The sequence below is a fragment of the Candidatus Pristimantibacillus lignocellulolyticus genome (genome assembly GCA_023639215.1).
Taxonomy (GTDB): Bacteria; Bacillota; Bacilli; order Paenibacillales; family Paenibacillaceae; genus Pristimantibacillus; species Pristimantibacillus lignocellulolyticus.
In genome coordinates, this window is record CP097899.1 from 1,382,795 (window position 1) to 1,399,816 (window position 17,022).

Genomic DNA, 17,022 nt, shown 5'->3' on the forward strand with positions numbered 1-17,022 from the left:
TTATAAATGCTTTTAACCTACTTAATGGCTATAAAGCTTCAATGCGCAAAAAAAGACCTTCTAGTTATCGTTTTCTAACGACAATTAGAAGGTCTTTTAGTGTTAAAATCTGCATATTCGCTTGAGTGTAGCATGCAAATTAATCTATTTTGTATAGTTATCGAAGTACCCTTGAATGTAAACCATCGGAGTTCCTTTATCTCCACTACCTGAAGTTAGATCAGATAATGAACCGATAAGATCCGTTAATTTACGTGGTGTTGTACCTTGAGCTTCCATAGCACCTACAAGGTTCTCATTCTTGTTTATAATATATTCTGAAATTGCTTTTTGCAGCTCTTCTCCACGCAGGTGAGAGAAATTATTATCTGCTAAATATTTAAGTTTTATTTCATTTGGAGTACCGTCCAGACCCTTCGTGTAAGCTGGAGAAACAACTGGATCAGCAAGCTCCCATATTTTACCTACAGGATCTTTGAAAGCACCGTCTCCGTAAACCATAACTTCAACTAATTTACCTGTTTGCTCCAAGATTTTGGCTTGAATTCCATCGACAATCGGCTGACAGTTGTTAGGGAATAGCTTCACACTATCTTCTGTTGCTTTGTTTGAGCCGAGTAGACCGTAGGCTTCGTTGTATCCACTTCCGTTAATAGATTGAGACAGTATGTTATCAAGACCGTATACTTTCTCTGCTCCATTCGCTTCCAAAATACGTTTCGTACGGAATCTTGTATGGATATCACAAGTTAATACGCTTTTCGTATAATTTAGAATAGTTTTTGGGTTGTTGGAGAAGATCACTTCACAAGATGCACCTTCAGCTTCAATCAATGATTTATAGTAGTCTATATAATCCACGCCAGTGAATGTATGTTTTTTGTATCCAAAATGTTGACGGAATTCAGCTTCAGTTAATACATCAGTCCATGGATTAACGCCTTTTTCATCAAGTTCATCTAGATCGACAAGATGATTACCAACCTCATCAGAAGGGTAACTTAACATAAGTACAACTTTTTTTACGCCTTTTGCAATTCCTCTTAAACAGTTTGCAAAACGATTACGGCTAAGAATAGGGAATATAACCCCCACTGTATCCGTCCCGAATTTAGCACTCACATCAGCGGCAATTGCGTCTATCGTTGCATAGTTACCTTGTGCACGAGCTACAATTGATTCAGTTACGGTTACAATATCACGATCTTCAATAGAAAAACCTTCTACTTTAGAAGCATTCAATACAGTATCCACTACGATTTGCTCAATATTGTCACCATTATTAATGATCGGTCCACGAAGACCTCGAACTACTGTTCCAACTACTCTTTGCAATGTAAGTTCTCCTTTAACGGAATAATTATATATTTGCTAGTTATCTTTATTCATCTGTACAAGTTTACTATACCCTTATATCATGATATAAGTAAAATTAATATCTATAATATCCGCCATAAGGAGTACTAATGTGATTGGTAAATTAGATTTATATCGCGTATTTAAAGAAGTCGCTTTTCAAAAAAGCATCTCGAAAGCCGCAGAGCAATTATATTTAACACAATCGGCAGTTAGCCAAGCTATTCTAAAACTCGAGAAAGAGTTAGACATTATATTATTTTATCGGACAACGAAAGGTGTAACGTTAACAACGGAAGGTATACTCTTATACGAACATGTGAATTCTGCAATGAGTCTGTTAAGTATGGCAGAGGAGAAGATACTTGAATCCAAAAATTTATTAACAGGGGTATTAAATATAGGTGTAGGTGACACAATCTCTCGTTACTTTTTGTTGCCCTATTTAGAAGAGTTCTATACAAAATATCCTGGAATCAAACTTAATATTATAAACGGGACAACGATTGAAATATGTGATTTCATGAAAGAAGGCAAAGCAGATGTAGGCATTTGCAACTTACCTATTCAAGATACCAAATTCCGTTTCATCCCTTGCAAAGAAGTACGTGATATTTTCGTATGTGGTGAAAAATATAAATATTTAACAACAGAGCCGATTAGTTTAGATCAGCTCATAAGCATGCCATTAATTTTTCTCGAAAAAAATTCTAATTCCCGTAAATATGTAGAGCAATACTTAAAAGACCAAGGACATTTGCTTTCCCCAGATTTTGAATTAGGTTCCCATGAATTATTGTTAGAGTTTGCGAAAATTAATCTCGGTATAGCTTGTGTGACAAAAGAGTTTTCCGAACATTATTTGAGAAATGGCATTTTACATGAAATTCAACTCATAGAAGAAATTCCACGACGAAATATCGGTATCTGTTATTCAAAAATGTTCCCATTGTCACGCGCAACGAAAACATTTATTAAGATCATTGATCCCGCTACCAAGTTGTAAATTTAACGATATTAATTGAACAAATAATGCATATAAAAAACGGTTAGGTGTTTTTTCACCTAACCGTTTTTATTCATCTATATCATCGTACAGAAGTATTATTTTTCTTTAAACTGACTTAAAAACTGTTTCGGAATAGGTGTCTCAAAACGCATAATTTTCCCAGTGGTTGGATGCTCGAACGCAAGCACACGTGCATGAAGTCCAAGTCGGCCAATTGATTTTAACTTAGCTCCATACTTCTTATCACCAGCAATAGGATGTCCTAGATCCTGCATATGCACACGGATTTGATTTTTCCGTCCAGTCTCAAGATTCACTTCTAGCAAGGAGTAATCACGATTTGCATTCATAACTTTATAGTGAGTTACCGCGTGCAAGCCATCACCTGCATGTTGGCTAGAATACATCTTTAATGTTGATGTTTCCTTAAGATACGAAGATATTGTTCCTTGTTGTTTCTTAACAAAACCTTCAACTAAAGCGACATAAGTTCGTTCTTTCACGACATCTGTCCAAGCTGTTTGCATTTTCTGTTGAACTTTCTCACTCTTAGCAAACATCATTATCCCTGAAGTATCCCGATCTAGACGATGAAGGACAAATATACGACTATCTGGGTTAGTTGCACGAACATAAGCAGTTAGTTGACGATATGCAGTAAGTTCACCTTCTTGTTCAGAGGCTACAGACAGCAAACCAGTATCTTTATTAACAACGATTAAATCATCGTCCTCATGCACGATGCGTAAGCCGATAAGTTGTGGAGCAGCTGTAATTCTCTCTTTACTAACAGCAACCACTTGTCCAGCTTTAAGTGGATAGTTATAGAGTTTCTCTACACGATCATCTACAGATACTTGTCCACGCGCTAGTACAGACTTTATAGAATTTCTACCTTGACCAGCTATTTTATCAATCAAAAACACAAGTAACTCTGTATCTTCAGTTACCGTAAATTGTTTAAGTGGAGCAGTATTTCTTAAAGTACTTACATGGCGAACAGTTGGTTTCTTCGTACTCTTCACTGGTCCATCCTGACGGCGTGAAGGTTTTGGAGCAGATTTCTTATCAGACTTTTGGCGGAAAGAGGGCTTATTATTTTTCATATATTATTAATTTCTCCTCGGTTGTATCGAAATTTTGGCATCGATTATATTGTTCATTATAACCGTTATAGGATACATATTTATAGTATTCCATAACGATTATAATAAATTTATCTACTTTTTATTTCAGCTGTTATGTTATGTAATTTCCAGACAAAGAAAATTACCAATAAACTATTGGTAATTTTCTCATTATCTATGTAAATCCACTTATATATAATCTATTCCCTTGAAATTGGCTCTGGTCTACCGAAATAGTACCCTTGAAAAAGCTGATATCCCCTCTCTTTCAACCATTCAAAATCCTCTCTACACTCTACTCCTTCGGCTAGTGGTATCGATTGGATATTCATAGCTTTTTCTAGAAAGATGTTAGCAATTCGTTGTTTAGTAACATCTTGAGAGACACCTTGGACATATCTCATATCTAACTTCATATATTGAGGTTGAAGCTCAGATAACATCTCAATCGTACTATATCCCTCTCCCACATCATCTAATGCATATGAAAAACCTCGATTTTTATAGAAAGCCAATATTCTCTTCAAATGCTCAATATCTTCTACTTTTTCTGTTTCTACCACTTCAAAAACAAATATGGAGGGATCAATACCTAATTGCTCTGCTAATTGAACCGTTGACTGCAAACAAAATTCTGGTGAATAGATTGACGTAGGAATAAAGTTAATAAAGATCTTTTTATTTATTGTTGCTCCATGTTTTACTGCTGTCATTCTACATAATTTGTCCAGAGCATACAATCTGCCACGACTTCTTGCAGCAGAGAAAATTTCTTGTGGAAATATTAATGACCCATCAGTTCTTTGAAACCTTGCAAGACTTTCATAGGCATAGATTTCTTCTTTTACATTTACGATAGGTTGAAAATGACACAGTACTGTTTCGTTAAGTATGACTTCATCGATCCAATGAACATCCAGGATACGATTGATTTGCGATAATTCTATCCATTCTTTTCTATCGATACGAAAAGTAATATGATTAGCGTCCAGATGATCTTTACAAAAGTCTAGAAAATCTCGAACTCCGTTTTCTTTTATTGCTAATACAATTGACTCATTTGACTTAACTTTGATTAACGAATGTCCTCTCTCTAAATATTTTATTATTTCTGGTACAACTTTTAAGTTATTTTTACCGATTATTCTAAATTCGAAAGTCAACTCTTGCACTAAACAACTTTTACATTCCAAAGTCAACCCTCCAATCACTTTATTTATAGAGCTTGTTATATTAATTCACTAAGTACCTTAGCTTGATCATCTAGTGCTCTTGCTGCTTCACCAATCCCCGTAAATTCATCTACTGCCATTTGTGTACGAAGTTGACTATCGGAAATAACTATTTGAGCACGTTTCGTTCCTGTTGCAATTTCGGATACTTGGATTGCAATTCCCTCTAGATTAGCATTTACCTCTTTCGTTGCTTCTTCTGTTTGTTTCGCTAGTTTGCGAACTTCCGTTGCAACTACATTAAATCCTAATCCATACTCTCCAGCGTGAGCAGCTTCTATGGCTGCATTCAATGCTAACAAATTAGTCTGTGAAGAGATATCTCGGATAGCTTTCGTTGTTTGACGTACCAATTGAGCTTTTTGTTCTAATGATTGCAAAACTTGCATATTCCCATTGGACTCTTCAACTACCTTATTAATAGAGGATGCAACCTGATTACTACTAGCTATTCCTTCCTCTGCACGTTTTAGTAACTTTTGAGCCATATCCTGTAATTCGATAGTAACTTTAGCCGTCGTATTCTCTCTTTCCGTAATATCAGTGGCAATTTTAAGAACCGCTATGACTTTACCTTCATTATCAATAATAGGCGTATATGTCGCTTCAAACCAACGAATTTGTTTATTTTTTGTGATACGCATTATTTTTTCTTGAAAGGGTTTACCATTTTTCAGTTCATTCCATAACTTCGTATATTCAAAACTATTGACAAACTCGGGCGCACAAAACTGCTTATGTAGAAGACCTGGCATCTCCATTGCTTTATATTCCATAACTTTGGCAAAGTTTTCATTAGCCCAAAGAACCTTACCTTGGATGTCAAACTCTATCATTGCTAATGATTTTTCTATAGCTGACAACACAGCATTCTCATCCAGTACTTGAGTACTAGCTGTAATATAACTCATTATGATTCGCCTTCTTCCTATCATATGTATAGTTTTTGTATAACTTTATATTAAAAATATACATGTTTTGTATAACTTTATCAACATTTTCTTTTATTTTGTATAGGTTTAACCTATATCTAGCTACTTCACTTTCAATTTTGTATAGTTTATGTATAATAATATGTGAGGTGGACAAGACATGTATAGCATTAAAAAAGTTTCTGAAATACTAGACATTCCCACTGTAACGATTAGAGCTTGGGAAAATAGATACCAAATCATTACTCCAAAAAGGAGTAATGGAGGACATCGGATATATAGCGAAGCAGATATTAATATCCTTAGATGGGTTAAAAATCAAATAAATGAAAATGGGTTAAAAATTAGCGAGGCTGTTTATTTATTGAAGCAAGGCGTTTCTTCTAGTCCAGTCGAAGATACTGTAACAGCTGATATCAATCATAATTACTATGTTCTTATTAATAGGCTATACGAGGAATTAATCGACTTTAATACAACTGGTGCGCATGAAACAATCGACTTAGCATTTTCAATATATTATTATGAAGATGTTTTTCATCATCTATTTGTACCAATACTCATTCAATTAGGAACAGAGTGGGAAAATCATAATATAACTGTGGCTCAAGAACATTTCTCTTCACAGTTAATCATGCAACGGATTATTCAGTTTTTCAGGATTCTCCCTGTTCACCACCATCTCCCTAAAGCATTAGCGTTATGTCCTGAAGGAGAAAATCATTATATTGGCTTGATGTTATTTAGTTTATTTATGAGAAAAAAGGGAATGGAAGTAATATACTTAGGTCCCAATACACCATTAAACCAATTAGGTTCTATCATCAAAGAGAAGAATATTTCCGTTGTAGCTGTTTCTATTAATTCTCCTGAATATATTGGTATATTGGAAAAATGGATCGTAGAATGTCTTGCAGAATGTCCTAATCTACAATTTACACTGGGTGGACAAGGATTTAAGAACTGTACGTCATTCATTGCAACTTATGTTCAATCAGTAAATCAAGAACAGTGGGAACTATGGTATCAATCTTTACTTAAGAAGCTTAACATTTAGTTGCATCTATATTTATATATCATTTGGATATTCTCCTAGGCAAACACACATTTTATTCAGCGGTGCATAACCTATACCAATGAATATAAATTGTTTTAGGAGGAATTCTGTTGCTTATACATGTAGTAAGTGCTGGTGATACACTTTGGAAGCTTGCTCAAAACTATCATACGACTGTGAATGCTATTAATGAGCTGAATCAACTACCGAATCCCAATCAATTGCTGATTGGACAATCATTAGTTATACCTTCGCTTTATACCTCTCACAGGGTGAGAGCAGGAGAAAGTTTATGGTCTATTGCCGCGAAATATGGAGTTACGGTGGACGCTATCGTACAAACGAATCAAATCACGAATCCGAATTTACTTGAACTAGGTATGTCGCTCATCATTCCACCAATCCTACATGTTGTACAACCTGGCGAGACATTAATGGCGATCTCTAACCGATATGGTGTGTCTATTCAAACCATTATGAATGAAAATCATATTGACGATTCCAACAACATTACAATCGGAATGCACTTAATTATCCCTAGAAAAAAACCTGAGATTGAAGTCAATGCCTACACGTATCAATCCAACGAAGCTGCAGTTGAAACACTTGATAATATTAGTCATCTGCTTACTTACTTCAGTCCATTTGCCTACATGATTAAAGAAGACGGATCATTAGAGCCGTTTGACGACCAACAGATGGTTGAAGCAGCAATAGCCCACAATATCTCTCCGATGTTGTCGATTACGAATTTCACATCAACAGAAGCTGGTTCTAATCTATCTCATGTAGTGTTGTCTAATCCGGAGCTACGAGAAACGTTAATTAATAATGTCATCCAAGTCATGGAAGAGAAAGGTTACACTGTGCTTAATGTTGATTTTGAGAATGTATTGCCTGAAGATCGTGAGAACTACAATGAATTTCTGCAATTATGTGTAGAACGGCTTCATCCTAAAGGATATTTAGTGTCAACTGCCCTTGCTCCGAAAACGAGCGAACAACAAGGTGGGCTTCTTTATGAAGCGCATGATTACGAGGAACATGGGAGAATTGCTGATTTCGTAATTCTTATGACGTATGAATGGGGTTACCGCAAAGGACCTCCACAAGCAATATCTCCGATTAATAAAATGCGACAAGTGGTTGAATATGCGCTAACTGTAATCCCTGCTGAGAAAATATTTTTAGGATTCCAAATCTATGCTAGAGATTGGGTTGTTCCTCATATTCAAGGTCAAGAAGCAGAGACATTCAGCCCTCAGGAAGCAATTCGAAGAGCTTATCAATACGGTGCGCCCATCCTGTATAATGTGACAGCACAATCGCCATATTTTCGCTATGTGAATGAACAAGGGGTAAGTCATGAAGTGTGGTTTGAAGATGCACGTAGTGCGCAAGCTAAGTTTGATATGGTCAAACAATATAATCTTCGTGGCGTCAGTTATTGGGCACTTGGCTTCCCGTATCCACAAAATTGGGTACTACTGAATGATAACTTTACAATTAAGAAATTATAGCATTATAAACCATTACGATGTAAGTATTTCTAATCGCTCTTTCTTAGTGTTTAACGTGGAAATGCAGTCTACGGCGGGTACGTTATCATTATGAAAAAAAATATATATAGACGATTACGCTAACAGGGAACGATAGTGAGGGGCTCAAAATAGAGCTCCTCTTTTCCATTGAACTGGCTGAAATATTATCACAACAGTAAGCCTTGCATCTCTCTCAAAGAAATAGGTTATTATTGGAAAAATTACATAAGGAGAGATGCAGATGTCAGACATACAGGCAATTGTGTTAGACTTGAACGGAACATTACTGGGCAGTGAAAAATCCATATCACCTAGAAATTATGAGACAGTATGATTCAGGAATTCATATTATTGTTGCCACAGCGCGACCGCCTAGAGCGGTTAATCAACAGTTCATGGAGGGATGTTATCGAGCAATTCGGCGACCATGTGAACGTAATAGCAACCGATGGAGGAGTATTAATTCAAATCATGCACAGTTGCTGTTGCTCTTAAGAAATTTATGCTGTGAAGCACAAGCTGATAATGATTCAACTAACGGGACACGTTAGTTGAATCATTATCAGCCCTATGTGCAGTTTTTCTTCGGTCAAAAATCAATATAAAAATTTAACAGTAGCTTTTGGTTACCAACCGATATTTCCCCAGCCTTGCTGACGTTCTCTGCGGAATTTTTGTACCCACTCTTCAGCAACATCATCCGCTAATTTATCTAAAGAAGGTGGTGCTACGGCAACGTTGTCTGTTGGAATATCAAGATATTCTAATACGCTTCTGACCGTTCCCTCGTAATCTTGAATAAAGTCCTCGTAAACAATCGTTAGCGGTACAATTCCTTCTTCACTGAAAAATTGTTCCATACCCGCTTCACGAAAAGTAGCTTCTGTCAGTAAATGATTAATCGCATCAAAGTTATATTTATCTTCAATATCATGTTCTTGTGGCTTTTCACCATATTGTCTATGCCACTCGCCAGATACTATTGCACGCCACCAAGAAACAGCTAATCTTATTTTGTTTCTACGTGTCATCCATATATGCTTGTTGCTGTTTGGAAAAGCTGTACGCCATACTTCAGCCTGTGTTGTTGTAACTGGTAATTCATATAACTTTCTTAATCCTGTAATCCAGTTAGGTGAAAGAGCTGTTTTTATTCCGAATACTCCATTGGAAGTTGAACCGTAACTCCAGATAGACTCAATATCCTCTTTCATTATCGTATTTGGATCTCGGGATGTAATCCATTCTGCAGGATTACCCGCTACTCCAGTGGATGCAAGCGCATGATTAAGTAAAGTGCTTCCTGTACGTTGTGAAAACCATATTGTATAGCTTAATGTAGGTTTCATAGAACCTCTCCTCTATTATTTATTTACGTCATATTTCATATATTTTACTTTCTATCTTGTTTTGCTTCTCTATAAATTCTTTTTTAGTTAATCCAAATAGAATAAAGTCTTCTATCCCTATTACACGCAATCTTACTTGATCATCCTTCCTAAAATAATGACTATAATCTATATCTAGCATAGTATCCTCCAATAAGCTTTATTAGCTTTTAACTTTTACTTTAGACCGTATGTACGCTGTTAATCGATCCACACATTGTTGTAATGCTAACTGCTCTGTATCTAACTTGAGGTCTGGAGCAACTGGTGAATCGTATGGAGCAGATATTCCTGTAAAATTAGGAAGTTGGTCTGCTAGAGCGAGGGCGTACATCCCCTTTGGATCACGGCCTATACAAGTATCTAATGAACATTTTACATACAGTTCCGTATAATCTTCAGGCTGAAAGTGTTGTCTAATCATTGTTCTATAAGATTCTCTCGGCGTAATGAATGGTGCCAACACGAATATCCCTGCTTCTATGAACATACGCGTTACTTCAGCAGCACGACGAAGATTTTCCATTCGATCTTCTTCTGAAAATCCAAGATCACGGTTAAGTTTATGTCTTATGTCATCACCATCTATAATGACGCATCGTATATTGGATTGAAGTAATACATGTTGAACGTTATTAGCCAATGTAGTTTTACCCGATCCAGGCAACCCCGTAAACCAAATGACCCCGCCTTTATGTGTATTCATACTTTCAATCATCTGTCTTTGGATAACGCACTCCTCCTCTTGTTGGAGTAAAATTTATTACCGTTAATGCCATTATAGCTAAAGGAACACTAGATAAATATGTAAGAAATAACTCTAATAGTTTTATACATAAAAAGACACATCGGAAATTAATCCAATGTGTCTTCTATAAAACAATCTATACCAATTTCTTATACACTATTTTCTTAATGCTTTCGCAGGAAAGAAAATAGTGATCAGAGAGTTGATCAATATTAGTGCCTTGTAAGAAACGTTCACGAATTTGATCATTTCTTTGTGTTAAATATGTTCTATGTCCTGAATTTACACCCCATCCTTTTCTTGACCCTTTAGGCATAGGGATATAAATCATGCCACCATTAATATATTTTTGTACTTCTTTTAATAATTCTTCTGGCAAAATAGCGTCTGCATTAATATATTCCATAATTACTCTACCCCTTAAATAGTAAGAATTTTAAGGTAGCAAAGTCACATTATAAACATACCACGCCATTAAAGGCATTTAGGCGGTACTAATATCTTTCGCTCTATAAAAACAACCCGCCGTTGTTTATAGTGTAGACTTTGCATAGAGCGTGTTCTCTTTCATATTAAAATTCATGTACATAATGGTAACCTCCTTGGGTTAATGCATTACAATTCAACCAATACATGTAATAATATATAATACATTTCCATTATATTCAATTAGTTATTATTTATGTTTTCTTATGATTCAACAGTTTTAACTTGCTCCGAATTAGATTTATTAAGTATTGCAACGCCCACAATAATGAACAATAGCGCTGTTATTTTCAGTGCATTAATCTGCTCTTCAAATAGTAGAATGCCAATGCATGCGGTAAGCGCAGTACCAACTCCGGACCAGATTGCATAAGCGGTAGAAAGGGACATGCTTTTAAGTGCCAAGCCAAGACAAGTAAAGGATGTTAGAAAACCGATAACAACACCTATAGATGGCCAAAGTATAGTAAACCCTTCTGAATATTTCAACATGGTCGAACCGCAAACTTCAAATAATATAGCACATGTCAAATACATAGCGCCTTTTCTATTCATATCAATAGCCCTCTTCCTATAGGGATCAAAAAGTGTCAACTCAACTACAATGCATTACATCGTTATCAAAGTCCGCTTTTTGAACTACCCCTTATTTCGAAATATTAAGCAAAATAATGCCGATAAGCAGCAGCGTTATACCGAGTAATCCTTGGCGGTTGATCTTTTCACCAAACAAGATGACACCCATAACAGCAGTAAGTATGGTTCCGAGTCCACTCCATACCGCATAACTAAAACCTAACGGTAGTTCAAGTAATGTTAATGATAGTAGATAAAAACATAATCCATAACCAACAATAACACCTACTATCGGTAGTTTCTTTGTAAATCCGTTAGAGAGCTTCAACATCGTAGAAGCAAATACCTCAGTAATAATCGAAGTTAATAGAAGCAAATAAGCCATTATGTCGATTCCCCTTCCAATTGGTGCAATAGTTCCATAATAATTTTCTGCTCTTCATCTGCATCAATATGGGTCATGCTGAATAACCGTGAGAACCATAGACCGTCACATGTAGCTTGAATAAGTAAACAAAGCTCCCTACGGATTTGAGAATGATTAAAGTTTTCTTTAACCTGAGAGTAGTCTTCTTTCCATAGATCAAGTATCGCGTGGTTATTAGAGATTGCAGCTAACAAACTCGTACTTATATTAAGATACTCTGTGTCCTGCAAACTGCTTAATGAAGCGAGCAAGTAAGCTTTAGGATAAGATGCACCCGTAGCAAGTTCGCGATTAATACTCTCTCTAAATTGTTCCATCACACGTATGTTCATTGCTTTTATAAGCTCATCTTTCGTTCCATAGTGATATAACAATCCACCTTTGCTGATCCCAGCCTCTAACGCGACCGCTTCTAACGTTAAGCGATTGACTCCTTCTGCGAGTACAACTTTGGATGCTGCTTCTAGAATGAGCAGTTTTTTATGGTTAGGTTGTGAAACAGTACTATCCATCATCTAGGTTAACCCCCATTCATTTACTATACCGTCTGGATGGTTTTATATTAATATAAAAAGGAACTAATGTCTACATTACAGCAAATAGGAGTATATTCTCGAAAGAATATACTCCTATCCAACCTTATATATGTTCCCTATATAATACATATCGTAATTCCATAACTTATGCTGCTGATATAGTATCTTTACGTTTGTCAGGGGGAAGTAAGAAACCTATTAATCCTAGTAATGGCATGAAAGAACAAGCAATAATAACAGCTTGAATACTCGTTAAGTCAATAATAATACCTAACACCATTGAACCAAGTGCGCCCATACCAAATGCCAGACCAGTAATTAAACCTGATACCATCCCAACTTTACCAGGCACCATCTCTTGAACGTACACCACGGTAACAGAGAAGCTACTATGGTTAATTAGACCGAGCAAGAACAATAGTGGATATGCAGCAACAAGACCTGAGAAAGGTAATGCTATTGCAAATGGTACAGCTCCTAATAAGGAAAGTAGAATTACATTTCTGCGACCGACTTTATCCGATAACGGACCGCCAAGAAATGTTCCGATAATACCTGCTGCCATATACGTAAAGATATACATTTGAGCGTTCGGAATCGAAAGACCAAACTTATCCATTAGGAAGAAGACAAAGTAAGTCCCAATACTTGCACTAAACCATGAACGTGCAAACACTAGTACGATAACATAAAAGATAGATTTTCTTACTACTTTATCATTACTATCTGCAGTCTTTTTCTTTGCTTTTTTGCGTTCCAATGGAGGCAATAATTTCAACTGACTACTATACCATCTGGCAACAAAAGCTTGAATAACAAAACCTATACCCGCTAGAACGATGAACCAATAGGCTCCCTGTTGTCCAAATGGAAAGAAAATATATGCGGTCATAATTGGTGCAAGCGCACCACCCATATTTCCTCCAACCTGAAAGATAGATTGTGCAAGCCCACGCTTCGGGCCCGCAGCCATATAGGCAATTCTCGCTCCTTCAGGATGAAACATTGCTGATGCTATGCCCACGAGAAGAACAGCACCTAACACCGACCAATATCCGGGAGCGATACCAAGACCGAACATACCAAGTGCAGCCATAAGCATTCCTGCTGGTAATATCATTGGTGTCGGTCTTGCATCTGCAATCGCACCTACGAATGGTTGAATAACAGAAGAAGAAAAGTATAGAACAAATGTAATAAATCCTAGTTGCGTGAAAGACAAACCCAGTGCCTCTTGGAGTACTGGGTACGATGCTGGTATAACAGCTTGCATGGAATCATTAAGTAAATGAGCCATACTTACTAGGCCAAGAATTGGGAATAATGTTTTTGCCTGCTTTTTCGTAGCTTCTATTGCTGACAAGTTAATTCCCTACCATACCTTAGCTGCCCATAAGCCAGCTTGCTTAATCAATTGACGGAATGGCTTAACAGAGAAGCAGGAAAGCTGGTGACCGTTCATTAAGTATACAACTCTACCCATACCATACTCATGAGCCCAAGCCGCAGGCCACAGCTGGTTGTCATGCTCATATTGAGCCAGAATTGTCGTGTCAAAATGCGGAATCATGTCAAAGCGGTATGGCTCATCGTCTATCTCGAAAGGCTCAATACCTTTCATAATTGGGTGATCAGGCAATGTATTTTGGACAGGTAATGTTGTAAATTCCGGATGTCCTGTAAATTTCGCACCCATCATTGTCATTAATTCCTTATTTCGCTGAAGTGAAATTCCGTTATGAATAACAAGTAGACCACCACCATTTGCTACGTAATCTAGCAATGCTGCTACACGCTCTTGTGGTTCAGGTTGTTGAGAAAATTCAGTATACGAAATAAATAGATCATAACCTTCTAATGTTTCCTTGTTAAGCACACTGTAATCGCCTGTGCTCGTTACTTCTGCGACTTCTTCAAGACTACCTTCAATCTCACGATCTACTTTTTCAAATGGATGATATTTCACATCTGTATAGTTACCTAGTGCAAGTGCTTTAAATTTGCTCATCTCAATATCACTCCATTATCTCTATAGTATTATTTCTATTGAATTACCAAGGCCAAACTTGACCATCCATATCGAGGAAGATAGGTTCATCACCCATATATTGCTTATGATTTTCAATTAAACCAATAATTTTTAGCGCTGATTCATCCGGAGTTGTTGGCGCAATAGTACTTAATTGACCACTCATATAGGTTTGTAGCCATCCCGGATAGAATACCATCACTTGACCGCCTAGTTTTTTGAGATGCTCATGCACAATCGAGGATTGCATATTAAGCGCTGACTTTGACATACAGTAGCCATAGCCAGAAATGCGATGGTTACGAGCGACACTTCCTGCCTCCGAGGATATATTTATAACAAGTTTATCTTCACTTTGTAACAATAGCCCCATAATACTATTCGTTACTCGAAGAGACCCAAGAGTATTAACATTGAAGATAGTTTTCATATTTTCATAATCTAAATCTACTAATATATTGGAATGATCATCTCTTGTTCCAATAGCAGCATTATTGATTACCATGTCTAGATGTTCAGTTTTGGAAGCAATTTGGCGTGCAGCCTTCTTTACACTTTGATCATCACCAATATCTAACGGTACAATTTCAAGCGTGTCTGGATATTGCTCCTTCAGTTCACTTAGAAAATCCCAATCCGCGATAAATTGTCCCGCGAAAACTTTGTATTGCTTTTCAAGGAAAAATTTGGTGAATGAGAAACCTAATCCTCTATCTGCTCCTGTTACAAAAACTGTCTTAGTCATATTCTTCTCCACCTTACTTCATTAATTTGTTATTCCTTCACAGAACCTAATGTAATACCAGTAACAAAGTATCTTTGAAGGAATGGATATACAAGTAGAATTGGAATCATTGTTACTACAATTTTGGCTGCATTAAAGGTTTTCTCAGATAATTTCATAAGATCCTCTAGGCTTCCAGAACTCATATCTGCTAAAGCTGGTAAAACCACCAATGATCGAATATAAGTTTGTAAAGGTTGGCCAGACGGTGTATTAATTAGAATCATACCATCAAAGAACGCATTCCAATGATGAACAATACTAAACAACGTAACCGTAGCAATTGATGCCATGGACATCGGAATATATACTTTCCACATCGTAGTGAATATTCCTGCACCATCGATTTTGGCAGCTTCTCCAACTTCCTTAGGTATAGCACGGAAGAAGTTCATAAGCAATACCACGTTGAATACAGGTACTGCTCCCGGTAATACAAGTGCCCAAATACTATCCATAACACCCGTCATTTTAATAGTCATATACCACGGAATTAAACCTCCGTTGAACATCATTGTAAATATAAATATCCACATTATTTTATTACGAGCAGGAAACTCTGATGTTTCTTTCGATAGAGGGTATGCTGCTAGAATTGTCATTATAAAGTTAATAGCTCCACCTAGCAATACACGTTGTACCGAAACACCAAACGCTTGGAAGAATCTCTGATCTTGTAAAATAAATTCATAAGGTGTTAATGTAAATCCAACTGGAATAAATGTTACTTGCCCTGCTGAAACGGCAGAATTATCACTAAGTGATATGGCAACCATATGCCATATTGGTGCCAAACAAGCCAATGTAATTAGTATTAGAGCGATGAGAAGAAGCACATATGTTACTTTCTCACCAAAAGTTTGTTGCTTGCTAAACATTGATACTCCTCCTCATCAAAAGATACGGTAATTGGCCCATTTGTCTGCCAGCTTCCAAGAAAGTACAACTAAGATGAATCCTACAACTGACTTCAAAGTTCCTACGGCAGTAGCCAAACCATATTGATGTTGAGTAAGACCAATTCTGTATACATAAGTGTCAATAATGTCACCTGAAGCGTATACCGCTGGATTATATAGGTTAAAGATTTGTTCAAAGCCTGCATTCATGATTTTACCTACACCTAGACAAGCTAATAGTACAATCGTAGGAGCAATACCAGGTAAAGTTACGTAGCGTAGTTGATGGAATTTAGACGCACCATCAATTTTAGCCGCCTCATACAAACTTGGATTAATAGCTGTTAGTGCTGCCAAGAAAATAACCGCATTAAATCCAAATTCCTTCCATACATCACTTCCAATAATTACGATTGGAAACCATGTATTACTTCCTAAGAAGAAAATAGATTCAAAACCAAGTGCTGTAATAATATTGTTGAAAATCCCGTCCGAAGCTAATAGATTAGTTAGGACGCCCGCTAATATTACCCACGACATAAAATGTGGCAAATAAACAATGGTTTGAATCCAACGTTTTAACGTGTTTTGTAAAACTTCATTCAACATTAACGCAAAGATTAACGGTACAATCAAATTCAATACAATTTTACTCACAGCAATAAAGATTGTATTGTAAAAGATTTGGGAACTTTCCTTTAACTGGAACATGTAAATAAAATTGTCCAAACCGACAAAGGTAGAGCCAAACATTCCCTTGCCCGGCACAAAATCCTGAAAGGCAATGATTAAGCCGAACAAAGGGAATATCTCATAAATTAGCACTAGCAATATCGGTGGAGTAAGCATTAAATAATAGCCCCATACATTTCGTGATGTTCTCATATCGCTACTC

18 protein-coding genes and 1 pseudogene are annotated in these 17,022 nt (G+C 36.6%); 3 read left to right on the top strand and 16 right to left on the bottom strand.

Features of this window, described 5'->3' with window-relative positions; all coding sequences use genetic code 11:
* Positions 1 to 144: 144 nt before the first annotated feature.
* A complete protein-coding gene (locus tag NAG76_05695) occupies positions 145 to 1,335 on the bottom strand; it encodes a coenzyme F420-0:L-glutamate ligase (protein URN95739.1) in 1,191 nt (396 codons plus the stop codon).
* Between the two features lie 133 nt (positions 1,336 to 1,468).
* On the opposite strand from NAG76_05695, the gene NAG76_05700 reads away from it, so the two are divergent.
* Entirely contained in the window at positions 1,469 to 2,362 is an 894-nt protein-coding gene (locus NAG76_05700) for a LysR family transcriptional regulator (GenBank protein URN95740.1), read from the top strand.
* Between the two features lie 98 nt (positions 2,363 to 2,460).
* Here the strand turns inward: NAG76_05700 and NAG76_05705 are convergent, their stop codons facing one another.
* The 4 genes and pseudogenes from NAG76_05705 to NAG76_05720 all read right to left on the bottom strand — a co-directional run bounded on the left by NAG76_05705 (position 2,461) and on the right by NAG76_05720 (position 5,560).
* A complete protein-coding gene (locus NAG76_05705) occupies positions 2,461 to 3,471 on the bottom strand; it encodes an RluA family pseudouridine synthase (GenBank protein URN95741.1) in 1,011 nt (336 codons plus the stop codon).
* A 221-nt stretch (positions 3,472 to 3,692) separates the two neighbouring features.
* A complete protein-coding gene (locus NAG76_05710) occupies positions 3,693 to 4,685 on the bottom strand; it encodes an EAL domain-containing protein (GenBank protein ID URN95742.1) in 993 nt (330 codons plus the stop codon).
* A 35-nt stretch (positions 4,686 to 4,720) separates the two neighbouring features.
* A complete protein-coding gene (locus tag NAG76_05715) occupies positions 4,721 to 5,113 on the bottom strand; it encodes a methyl-accepting chemotaxis protein (GenBank protein ID URN96773.1) in 393 nt (130 codons plus the stop codon).
* A 183-nt stretch (positions 5,114 to 5,296) separates the two neighbouring features.
* Positions 5,297 to 5,560, bottom strand: a pseudogene (locus NAG76_05720) (PAS domain-containing protein).
* A gap of 256 nt (positions 5,561 to 5,816) precedes the next feature.
* Between NAG76_05720 and NAG76_05725 the strand changes: the two are divergent.
* Both NAG76_05725 and NAG76_05730 read left to right on the top strand, forming a co-directional pair.
* Positions 5,817 to 6,713: a MerR family transcriptional regulator gene (locus tag NAG76_05725; GenBank protein ID URN95743.1), complete on the top strand. Its 897-nt coding sequence runs from the start codon at positions 5,817 to 5,819 to the stop codon at positions 6,711 to 6,713.
* A 110-nt stretch (positions 6,714 to 6,823) separates the two neighbouring features.
* Positions 6,824 to 8,233, top strand: coding sequence for a LysM peptidoglycan-binding domain-containing protein (locus NAG76_05730; protein URN95744.1), 1,410 nt, complete (start codon positions 6,824 to 6,826; stop codon positions 8,231 to 8,233).
* 647 nt (positions 8,234 to 8,880) lie between these two features.
* Here NAG76_05730 and NAG76_05735 read toward each other — a convergent pair.
* The 11 genes from NAG76_05735 to NAG76_05785 form a co-directional block, all read right to left on the bottom strand.
* Complete coding sequence (locus NAG76_05735) at positions 8,881 to 9,603, bottom strand: Stf0 family sulfotransferase (protein ID URN95745.1); 723 nt, start codon at positions 9,601 to 9,603, stop codon at positions 8,881 to 8,883.
* A gap of 202 nt (positions 9,604 to 9,805) precedes the next feature.
* Complete coding sequence (gene cysC / locus NAG76_05740) at positions 9,806 to 10,348, bottom strand: adenylyl-sulfate kinase (protein ID URN95746.1); 543 nt, start codon at positions 10,346 to 10,348, stop codon at positions 9,806 to 9,808.
* 178 nt (positions 10,349 to 10,526) lie between these two features.
* Entirely contained in the window at positions 10,527 to 10,796 is a 270-nt protein-coding gene (locus NAG76_05745; GenBank protein ID URN95747.1) for a CD3324 family protein, read from the bottom strand.
* 284 nt (positions 10,797 to 11,080) lie between these two features.
* Complete coding sequence (locus NAG76_05750) at positions 11,081 to 11,431, bottom strand: multidrug efflux SMR transporter (protein ID URN95748.1); 351 nt, start codon at positions 11,429 to 11,431, stop codon at positions 11,081 to 11,083.
* A gap of 91 nt (positions 11,432 to 11,522) precedes the next feature.
* Entirely contained in the window at positions 11,523 to 11,837 is a 315-nt protein-coding gene (locus tag NAG76_05755; protein URN95749.1) for an SMR family transporter, read from the bottom strand.
* Positions 11,837 to 12,394, bottom strand: a complete 558-nt coding sequence (locus NAG76_05760; GenBank protein URN95750.1) for a TetR/AcrR family transcriptional regulator — start codon at positions 12,392 to 12,394, stop codon at positions 11,837 to 11,839. Before NAG76_05760 ends, NAG76_05755 begins: the two co-directional genes overlap by 1 nt.
* A 166-nt stretch (positions 12,395 to 12,560) precedes the next feature.
* Positions 12,561 to 13,778: an MFS transporter gene (locus NAG76_05765; GenBank protein URN95751.1), complete on the bottom strand. Its 1,218-nt coding sequence runs from the start codon at positions 13,776 to 13,778 to the stop codon at positions 12,561 to 12,563.
* A gap of 9 nt (positions 13,779 to 13,787) precedes the next feature.
* A complete protein-coding gene (locus tag NAG76_05770; protein ID URN95752.1) occupies positions 13,788 to 14,423 on the bottom strand; it encodes a ThuA domain-containing protein in 636 nt (211 codons plus the stop codon).
* Positions 14,424 to 14,466: 43 nt separating this feature from the next.
* Positions 14,467 to 15,189 carry an SDR family NAD(P)-dependent oxidoreductase gene (locus NAG76_05775; GenBank protein ID URN95753.1) on the bottom strand — a complete coding sequence of 241 codons (723 nt, stop codon included), beginning with the start codon at positions 15,187 to 15,189 and terminating at the stop codon, positions 14,467 to 14,469.
* A 29-nt stretch (positions 15,190 to 15,218) separates the two neighbouring features.
* The gene (locus NAG76_05780) at positions 15,219 to 16,106 is read right to left on the bottom strand and encodes a carbohydrate ABC transporter permease (GenBank protein ID URN95754.1); all 888 of its coding nucleotides are present in this window, start codon (positions 16,104 to 16,106) and stop codon (positions 15,219 to 15,221) included.
* 15 nt (positions 16,107 to 16,121) lie between these two features.
* Positions 16,122 to 17,012, bottom strand: coding sequence for an ABC transporter permease subunit (locus NAG76_05785; protein URN95755.1), 891 nt, complete (start codon positions 17,010 to 17,012; stop codon positions 16,122 to 16,124).
* Positions 17,013 to 17,022 lie beyond the last annotated feature (10 nt).